Source organism: Synechococcus sp. R70.1, assembly GCF_047461675.1.
Classification (GTDB): Bacteria; Cyanobacteriota; Cyanobacteriia; order Thermostichales; family Thermostichaceae; genus Thermostichus.
The window spans coordinates 47,632-56,699 of the sequence record NZ_JANSHR010000026.1 but is presented as its reverse complement, the minus strand read 5'-3'; the positions used below and the strand labels follow the sequence as shown (position 1 = coordinate 56,699).

Annotated in this window: 8 protein-coding genes and 1 pseudogene; 2 read left to right on the top strand and 7 right to left on the bottom strand. The window is 60.6% G+C overall.

The genetic code is table 11. The features are described 5' to 3' along the window. Window positions 1-375: pseudogene (locus NW807_RS03145) on the bottom strand (hypothetical protein); the annotation flags it as partial. A gap of 218 nt (window positions 376-593) precedes the next feature. Here NW807_RS03145 and NW807_RS03140 point away from each other — a divergent pair. Next, the gene (locus NW807_RS03140) at window positions 594-2,102 is read left to right on the top strand and encodes a UbiD family decarboxylase (protein ID WP_414425272.1); all 1,509 of its coding nucleotides are present in this window, start codon (window positions 594-596) and stop codon (window positions 2,100-2,102) included. 84 nt (window positions 2,103-2,186) lie between these two features. Here the strand turns inward: NW807_RS03140 and NW807_RS03135 are convergent, their stop codons facing one another. After that, the gene (locus tag NW807_RS03135) at window positions 2,187-2,435 is read right to left on the bottom strand and encodes a hypothetical protein (RefSeq protein WP_414425271.1); all 249 of its coding nucleotides are present in this window, start codon (window positions 2,433-2,435) and stop codon (window positions 2,187-2,189) included. Between the two features lie 161 nt (window positions 2,436-2,596). Between NW807_RS03135 and pyk the strand changes: the two genes are divergently transcribed. Further along, the gene (gene pyk, locus NW807_RS03130; protein WP_414394162.1) at window positions 2,597-4,438 is read left to right on the top strand and encodes a pyruvate kinase; all 1,842 of its coding nucleotides are present in this window, start codon (window positions 2,597-2,599) and stop codon (window positions 4,436-4,438) included. On the opposite strand, the gene NW807_RS03125 is transcribed toward pyk, so the two are convergent. From NW807_RS03125 to sufC, 5 genes are all read right to left on the bottom strand, one after another. Further along, window positions 4,435-4,641: a hypothetical protein gene (locus NW807_RS03125; protein ID WP_414394160.1), complete on the bottom strand. Its 207-nt coding sequence runs from the start codon at window positions 4,639-4,641 to the stop codon at window positions 4,435-4,437. The genes pyk and NW807_RS03125 overlap by 4 nt on opposite strands. Before the next feature lie 135 nt (window positions 4,642-4,776). Continuing rightward, window positions 4,777-6,162, bottom strand: a complete 1,386-nt coding sequence (locus NW807_RS03120) for a 1-acyl-sn-glycerol-3-phosphate acyltransferase (protein WP_414411324.1) — start codon at window positions 6,160-6,162, stop codon at window positions 4,777-4,779. A 131-nt stretch (window positions 6,163-6,293) separates the two neighbouring features. Further along, the gene (locus NW807_RS03115; protein ID WP_414404851.1) at window positions 6,294-6,740 is read right to left on the bottom strand and encodes an AbrB family transcriptional regulator; all 447 of its coding nucleotides are present in this window, start codon (window positions 6,738-6,740) and stop codon (window positions 6,294-6,296) included. 247 nt (window positions 6,741-6,987) lie between these two features. Next, on the bottom strand, window positions 6,988-8,295 hold the full coding sequence (gene sufD / locus NW807_RS03110) for a Fe-S cluster assembly protein SufD (protein ID WP_414425270.1): 1,308 nt from the start codon (window positions 8,293-8,295) through the stop codon (window positions 6,988-6,990). Beyond that, complete coding sequence (gene sufC, locus NW807_RS03105) at window positions 8,292-9,065, bottom strand: Fe-S cluster assembly ATPase SufC (protein ID WP_414425269.1); 774 nt, start codon at window positions 9,063-9,065, stop codon at window positions 8,292-8,294. The genes sufD and sufC overlap by 4 nt, the downstream gene beginning before the upstream one ends. Between the last annotated feature and the right edge of the window lie 3 nt (window positions 9,066-9,068).

The following is a 9,068-nucleotide window of genomic DNA, read 5'->3' as shown; positions in this document are numbered from 1 at the left end:
ATCCAAGGCTCCTACCGGCAAGGGTTGATCCAAGAGGTGCTCGGCCAGCAGCTTGCCTTTGGCTGTCCAGAGCAGGATCCCTTGCTGGGAGAGGGCCCCTCCTTGGGCAGCCAACCCCTGCAAAAAGCCCGACAAGACCACAGTGTAGGGAGAACCTTGCTCCTGGGGCGACTGCTCACGGGGCCACCAGGGCGGAAGGCCAGGCGTGCCGCTAGGAGAAGGCAGGGGTGGTGGCGGAGTAGGGATGGGAGGGAAAAGATCCTGGGTGGAAGAGGGAGCCGCAGCCCTCCAGCAGATCCCCAAGGCCAAAGAGCAAGCTAGGGGGATCCCTGCCCAGAAGCAACGGGAGCGCAGCCCTGGCGGGATGGACAACATGCTGACCTCACAGGCAAGACTTGAGGCTACTCTACTGCCATGCAGAGGGTTCTGGCAAATTGCTTTGCCTTGCCGCTAGGCAGTTGGCCGTAAAGCCAGGAGAGTGGACTCCTGCCTACAAGAGAGGCCAAGATCAAGAGCACAGCAGTACTGCCCTTGGAGGAAGACATCCGGCCTGCCCTGCAGGTTGACTCTCAGCTTCTGCAAGTGCTCCCTTCATGCCCAGAGATCTGCGCCGCTTCATTGCCCTCCTAGAATCCCGTGGCCAGCTCCGCCGCGTGACCGCCGAGGTGGATCCCGAGCTGGAAATTGCCGAAATTGCCGATCGCCTCTTGGCCTGCGGTGGCCCGGCGCTGCTGTTTGAGCGGGTCAAGGGATCCTCCATGCCCCTGCTCATCAACGCCCTGGGCACAGTGGAGCGCATCTGCTGGGCGCTGGGGATGGAGCGGCCGCAAGAGCTGGAGGAGCTGGGAAAGAAGCTGGCCTTGCTCTACCAGCCGCGCCCGCCAAAAGACCTTGCCCAGGCGGTGGAGCTGGGACAGGCGCTGTTCCGCGTCTTCAAAGCTCGACCCAGCCGGGAGCTGCTCCCTCCTTGCCAGCAAGTGGTGGTGCGCGATGAAGCGGTGGATCTCACGCAACTGCCCCTGTTGCGGGTCTATCCCGGCGACGCTGGGCGGGTGCTGACCTTGGGCCTGATGGTTACCAAAGATCCGGAAAATGGCATTCCCAATGTGGGGGTGTACCGCCTGCAACTGCAAAGCCGCAATACCATGACGGTGCAGTGGCTGTCGGTGCGGGGGGCAACTCGGCATCTGCGCAAGGCGGCGGCCCTGGGCCAGAAGCTGGAAGTGGCAGTGGCCATCGGGGTAGATCCTGCCGTAATCCTGGCGGCGGCCACGCCCTTGCCGGTGGATCTCTCCGAGTGGCTGTTTGCCGGTCTCTACGCCGGAGAGGGATTGCCCCTAGCCCGCTGCAAAACGGTGGATCTGGAAGTGCCGGCCCACGCCGAGATTGTTCTAGAAGGCACCATAACCCCAGGGGAGGTGGCCCCCGACGGTCCCGCTGGGGATCACATTGGCTACTACGGCCCTCGCAACGAGCAGGCTCCTTTAATTCGCTTCCACTGCCTCACCCACCGCCGCGATCCCATTTACCTCACTACCTTTAGCGGCAAGCCCCCCAAGGAAAACGACATGATAGCCCTGGCCCTAAACCGCATCTACACCCCCATCCTTAGGCAGCAGGTGCCGGAGATCGTGGACTTCTTTTTGCCGATGGAGGGCCTGGGCTACAAGGTGGCCATTTTGTCCATTGACAAGGCCTACCCCGGCCAAGCGCGGCGGGCGGCCCTAGCTTTTTGGAGCGCCTTGCCTCAATTTAGCTACACCAAGTTTGTGATTGTGGTGGACAAGGACATCAACGTGCGGGATCCGCGGCAGGTGCTTTGGTGTCTGTGCTCGCGGGTGGATCCGCAGCGGGATGTGTTCATCTTGCCGGACAATCCCTTTGACGCCTTGGACTTTGCCACCGAAAAGCGGGGCCTGGGGGGCAAAATGGGAATCGACGCCACGACCAAGCTCCCGCCGGAAACAGACACCCCCTGGCGGCAACCCCTTGCCCCGGATCCGGAAGTGGCCCGCCTGGTGGATCGCCGCTGGGCGGAATACGGCCTGGCCGATCTCAACTTGCAGCCGGCGGATCCGCGCCTATTTGGCTACGAGTTCTAGAGGTGGCTAAGGGGCTGGCGGGTGCAACAAGCGCTGTTCTGGGTTGCTTACCCTTGCCTTCGGTGGGCTGTGGCGAGGGTGGGCTTAAGCCTCCTGGGCACCAAGGGCGGCTAACAGCTCGTCTGCCAACATCACCGCCGTATAGACTAGGGCCTGGCGCTGCTCAGGAGACAAGTTGCCAACGGGGGTCTGGGAGTTGCTCAGGATACCTTGCAGTAGCCTGCTAGCCACGTATTCTCGTTTGGAGACGCCAGGGCTAGAGATGGTGGGGTTATCCAGGGAAAACTTTTGGTGGTGCTCGAAGGGAAAGGCGTATTCAGAAGCTATCGGCATGGCTTCACTCCCAACCCAAACTTGAAGCTGCGCTCACCCCATTTTCCTGGACTGGGAATCTTAGAAAGCAAGGTCTCAAAAAAGACACTACGGGCTATCGTATCAAGGAGATCCCTGCGTGGGGGAACAATCTTGATCTGCTCTCCCTGGGAAAGATTGCCATGCACTTAAGCGAGTCTTTTCGACGCACCAAGATTGTGGCTACCCTTGGCCCCGCCAGCTCTGATCCAGCCATTCTCAGGGAAATGATCCTGCAAGGGGCAACTACCCTTCGCCTGAACTTTTCCCATGGAGATCACGATCTCCACCGCCGCAACATCCGCCTCATCCGCCAAACGGCGATGGATCTGGGGATCCAGGTTGCCATTTTGCAAGACCTGCAGGGGCCCAAGATCCGCCTGGGCAAGTTTGCCGAAGGCCCGATTACCCTCAAGAGCGGGGATCCGTTTGTCCTCACCAGCAAACCCATTTTGGGAACGCAGGAGCGCAGCTGGGTTACCTACGACAAGCTGGCCCAAGAGGTGCCGGAGGGAGCAACCATCCTTCTGGATGACGGTCGAGTGGAGATGCGCGTGGAGGCGGTGGATCCGGCAGCGGGCGAGCTCTTCTGCCGCACCATTGTCGGCGGCACCCTCTCCGACAACAAGGGAGTGAACTTCCCCGGCGTGCGCCTCAGCATCCGCGCCGTTACCGAAAAAGACAAAGAAGACCTCTACTTCGGCCTCAACCAAGGGGTCGACTGGGTGGCCCTCAGCTTTGTCCGCGATCCCTCGGATGTTCTGGAGCTGCGGGAACTGATGGCTGCCGCTGGCAAGCGAGTTCCCATCATCGTCAAGATTGAAAAACACGAGGCTATCCAGCAACTGCCCCAGATCCTGGCTCTTAGCGACGGGGTGATGGTGGCGCGGGGAGATCTGGGCGTGGAGCTGCCGGCAGAAGAGGTGCCGATCTTGCAGAAGCGGATCATCGCCATGGCCAACTGCCTGGGGATCCCGGTCATCACCGCTACCCAGATGCTGGACAGCATGGCCCATAGCCCTCGCCCCACCCGCGCTGAGATCTCGGATGTAGCCAATGCCATTTTGGACGGCACCGATGCCGTTATGCTCTCCAATGAGACGGCGGTGGGCAAGTATCCTGTCGAGGCGGTGGCCACCATGGCCCGCATTGCCCTGCGCATCGAACAGGACTACTTTAATCCCCTCTACGCGGATCGCCGCCACCACCTGCGCGCTCTTGCCCGGCAAGAGTTGAGCCAGACTAGGGGTAGCTGTGCCGAGGATAATTCGCTGCGTCCCAAAGCCCTGATAGCCGATTCCATTAGCCGCGCCGTGGGGGAAATTGCCGAGGAGCTGGACGCGGTAGCCGTGATGACCCTAACCAAAACCGGAGCCACAGCCCGCAATGTCTCGCGGTTTCGCCCGCGCACTCCCATCCTGGCCGTAACACCCCATGTGGAGGTGGCGCGGCAGCTGCAGTTGGTGTGGGGGGTACGCCCGCTGTTGGTTCTGGATTTGCCTACCAGCCGCCAGACCCTTCAAGCCGCCATTAACGTAGCCCAGGAAGAAGGCCTGCTCAAGGACGGGGATTTGGTGGTGCTCACTGCCGGCACCCTGCCGGGCATTTCCGGCTCCACTGACCTTATCAAGGTAGAAGTGGTGAAGGCGGTGGTAGCTAGAGGCAGAGGGTTTGGCAAAGGCACCGTCAGCGGCCCTGCCCGTATCCTCCGATCTGGCCTTGAGGCCAGCAAGATTACCCCTGGCGATATCCTGGTTGCCCGCGCCACTGATGCTAGCTATGTAGAGGCGATCAAGCAGGCGGCTGGAGTCATTACTGAAGAGGACGGCGTCTCCTCCCACGCAGCCGTAATTGCTCTGCGACTGGGAGTACCTGTGGTGGTGGGGGTTAAAGATGCCACGCGCCTCATCCGCGACGGAGCTATTGTGACTTTGGACGCGGAGAGAGGCCTGGTTACTGCCGGCAGCGAGGGTTTAGGCTTCTAGCGCCGTCGTCGGGAGCAGCGGCGCAACAGCCACCTGGCGGCGGCCCGATCGCCTTCATCCCAAGCTAGCCGCTCCACGGCCACCATCACCATCGAGGTAATTGCTGCCTCACTGAGACGCCATTGGGAACGCAGCTGCTGGACAGCCAGTGTAGCGGCCTCGAGGTCGCGTTTGCGAATGGCGCGGAGCAGCTCTTCAGACATCGACGAAGGCCAACCCCTCTGATCCTTTTTGCTATCTTTCTACCGCAAGAGCCAGAAGCTTCCCTTCTCCTAATGCCAAGATTTGTCTTGTTTGTCCAGAATGCCTTAAAAAAACTTCTTGGACGCTCGCTTGGGTTAGCCCGCAGGGATGGCCACAGGAGAGGGCAGTAGCCGCTCCATTGCTGCCTGCAGATCCTGGGTCAGAGCTTGGATAGCCTGCCGGCGGTTGGCCTGGTAGGTGGGCCAGCGCTCTGAGACGGAGAGGGGATCCCCGATGCGGAAACGGGCTAGCCGCGGCCCCAACTGAGGAGGAGCAACCAAGGGATTCTGGCCTTTGATCCAAGCCAGGAGGTTCCACAGCCGCAGGGCGGTTTCGGCCAGTTCTTCCGGGCTGGGCTGCTCAGGCAGAGGGCGGACGGCAAATACCATTAGGGTCTCCACCAAGCGCATATGCCAGAGGTGGAAAGTGGCCTCCGAGGCAATGCGATTGGCTAGGCTTTTTTCTACTGCAGAGAGGGCAGCAACATCGGGAATATCTTCCCGGTAGATCCAAGACCAGCCTGCCTGCTCAAGGCGATGTCGCCGCTCGATGAGGTCTCCCTGAGGTTGCAAGCCAAAGCGCTGCTCAGCCACGCGCAAAGCCAGATCCAATAAGCTTTGCAGACGTGTCCGCAGATCCCCTCCTTCTCCCCGCTTGGCCCAAGTTGCCGCAGGCAAAGTGGGGGCATAGAAGCGCTCGTAAAAGTTCTCCAGGGTCTGAATGAGGTGTTCAGCCAAGCGGAGCAAGCGGGCCATGAGAGATCCTTTGCCGACATGGGCTGAGCGCCCGGTTGGCAGGTGGCAGTTGGCCTCCATGCGGCGGAGCAACCTGTCGAGGGCTGCCCGGGGATCCCTCAAGTACTGGTAGCAGAGGCCCACGGGTAGGATCAGCACTTCCTCTGGCCGCCCCGCCTTGAGCAGATCTTCCACTGCCCAAAAGCTCAACTGGGCCACTCCCGGTTCCAGGGGGTTGAGCAGCCCACTCATGCCGTTGATGGTTCCCTCGGGTGCCACGGCCAATGGATAGGGGCCCGAGACTAGCTGCTCGCGGGAACTCTTCAGCCCTGCCCGATCCAGACGGCCCCGCAGAATGGGGATCCCGCCCAGCCGGGGCAAGCCCCAACTGGCAATGGCCCCCAGCCACAGTGGCAGGCCGCGGTCGTAGACAAACAGGACGTGGGGCCGCTGCCGCAGCCGGATCCCCTGTTGCCGGGCCACCTGAGGCAAAAGGTGAGCAAACAGGTACAGCAGACAGGGAGGGTCATCGAGGGTGGGGTGGCGAAAGGCTACCAACAAGCGAATCTTGCCTGCTTCAAATTGCTGATAAAGCTGAGCCAAGCGCTCCCCTCCCTCCACCTCAACGCGCGGGATCCCTTTGGTCCAGCGCAACCAAAAAGGCAAGCCGGTTTGGACAAAACGAACCACCCAAGGCGTCAATCGTGGCGGCAGAAACTGGAGGGGAGGTTGAACCGTCTGCGGCATAGGGATCCTCAAATCTAGGGTTGGCACGCTTGGTGAACCTAGGCTTTGGATCCCCTCTTAAAGAGGGCGAAGAGGCAAAAAAGCCCCGCTGCAACAGTTGCTCAACTGGGCTCCCTCTGCTCAGAAGGTTTTCAACCTCCTGCTGCTTTTTTCCGGCGGCCCCGTGTCTTTTTGGGGGCAGCTTCTCCTGCGGCTGAGTCTTCCATGACCTGGCCGTTTAACACCTGCTTGAGGTGAATGTGCTTGTAGCCTAGGTGGATCTCAAACTCATCGCCAGGCTTGAGATTCATCTGCTTGGTGTAGGCAGACCCGATGATGATCTGCCCATTTTTGTGAACGCTGACGCGAAAGGAGGGCTCGCGACCGCGCTTTTCACGGCTACTTGGGCCGAGGCTGAGACCTTTTGCCGCTAGCACCGCATCGTAAAAAGCGTTTAAGTTGACGCGGAGCTTGTTGTTCTTGGTCACGGTTACGTAGCCACAGCGCTTTGCCGTTTCCCGGCGCGGAAGGTGCCCCAAAGCTTCTATCTTCTGCAAGAGAGCCTTGCCAGTTAGGGGTTGTGGTGGTATATCCAACATTTTCTAATACCCTACAGCCCTCTCTAGGATCATAACCTCCTGAAGTACTTCTGCAACCAAAAGCTTGCAGCTCCGCTCCAGGTCGTGTTTACTCTAGGGGAGAAAGGCTCTTCTCAATTGGGCGTTCAATGGGTGTTCTGGCTCTGGATAAAGCAGCAGAGAGAGGGGATTTGTTTTGCCCAAATGGCTTGGCAAGACGGCTAGAAGAAGGCCTCAGCTAGCGGCAAGTGCTCATCTTTTCGGGAAATTAGCCGGGCGCCAACTGCTGGGCTACTAGGGAGGGGAGCTGAGCCACAGGGATCCCCTCTAGGATCTCGGCGGCAAAGGCATAGGTGAGCAGTTGGCGGGCTTGGGCCAAGGGAATGCCGCGGCTTTGCAGGTAGAAGATCTCTTCCGCCTCCAGTTGGCCCACGGTGGCTCCGTGGGTGCATTTGACGTTGTCGGCGAAGATCTCCAGTTGGGGCCGGGTATCCACTCGCGCCTTGGGGCTTAAGAGGAGGTTGCGGTTGGTTTGGGCCGCGTCGGTCAGTTGGGCTTCTCGGCTGACCAGAATGCGCCCGCTGAAGACGGCACGGGCTGTCTCGTCGACAATGCACTTGTGCAGTTGGCGGCTACTACCCTGGGGGGCCTGATGCCGCAGGCGGGAGTGGGTGTCGCTGTGCTGGGATCCCTTCAACAGGGTCAGCCCCTGCAGGTGGGTGTGGGCCTGGGGCTCCACCTGGGCCAGCTCCAGGTTGTGGCGGGAAAACTGGGATCCCCACTGGAGGGCCTGCAGCCGGTAGTGGCTGTAGCGGCCCTGGCGCACGGCGGTTTGGTTGATGTGAAAGGCCTGGGATCCCTGCCGCTGGACGAGGATGTGGTGCAGGCGGGATCCTTCTTCCAGGGCAATCTCGGTAACCGCGTTGCTGAAGGGGATCCCCGAGCCCCAGGAAAGGTGGTCTTCAATTAGGGTGAGGGAGCTGTAGGCTGGCAAAGTCAGCAGGCAGCGGGGCTGGGCCAAAACCGCCTCTCCTTCAGGGGCCACGGTTATCCAGAGTAGATGCAAGGGCGGCAAAACCTTCTCGTGGGGCAAGAGCTCAATCTGGATCCCGCCGCCTAGGTGGGCGGTGTTGAGGGCGCTGAAGACATCGACCTTGGCGATGGTTTGCAACCCTCCAGAGGCAGCCTGGCTGAGGGGAGCAAGGCGCAGCGCCGACGGCAGGCCGCTCAAGTCAGAAAGGTGGGGAGCGAAGTAGCCGTTGACCAAGACGGCATAGCTGCGGCGGCTTTCCGACCACAGCCAGGGCTCCAGAGTGGCCCGGTTCACATCCCCCTCCCCAGGGCCGGCCAGGCGAAAGGCGTGGGCCACTAGCGGCGAGAGGTCGCTGTATTTCCAGTCCTCTTCGCGCGGAGTGGGGATCCCCAGTTCCGCCAGTTGGGCGCGGGCCTGCTGTCGCAGGGTGGCGTGGGAGTCCTCCACCTCCGGGATTTGGCTAAGAATGTGCTCCAGAAAGGAGCGGCCAAAACTGGCAGCGTCGCTTTCTCCAACCGACGACTTGGGCACCGCAGCGCTCATCCCACCTCCTCCCTAAGCCAGTCGTAGCCCCGCTTTTCCAGCTCCAGCGCCAAGCTCTTGTCCCCGCTAAGGACAATGCGCCCCCCTTCCATCACATGCACATAGTCAGGGGTCACATACTCCAGCAGGCGCTGGTAGTGGGTAATGAGGAGTATGGCCTTCTCGGGGCCAGCTAGCTGGTTGATGCCCTGGGCAACAATGCGCAGCGCGTCGATGTCGAGGCCAGAGTCCGTCTCGTCCAAAATGGCCAGGGTCGGCTCCAGCACGGCCATCTGTAGAATCTCGTTGCGCTTTTTCTCGCCGCCAGAAAACCCCTCGTTGACGGGGCGCTCCAAAAAAGCCGGATCCATTTTGACTAGCTCCAGCTTTTGGCGCACGAAGTCGTCAAACTCGAGGGGATCCATTTCCGGCTGATCCCGGTATTTCTGCCGGGCGTTGTAGGCAGCCCGCAGAAAATCCAAGTTGCTTACCCCTGGAATCTCGATGGGGTATTGAAAGGCCAAAAAGATCCCAGCCCAGGCCCGCTCCTCCGGTTCCATGGCCAAGAGATCCTTGCCCAGATAGAGGATCTCACCCCCGGTTACCCGGTAGTCCGGGTGGCCGGCCAGGATCTTGGAGAAGGTGCTTTTCCCAGAGCCATTTGGCCCCATGATGGCGTGGATCTCGCCAGCCCGAACTTCCAGGTTTACCCCCTTGAGGATAGGGGTGCCGTCGATCTCAGCGGTGAGATCGCGGACAGATAAAATGACAGGGCTGTTTTCCCGGATCATCTC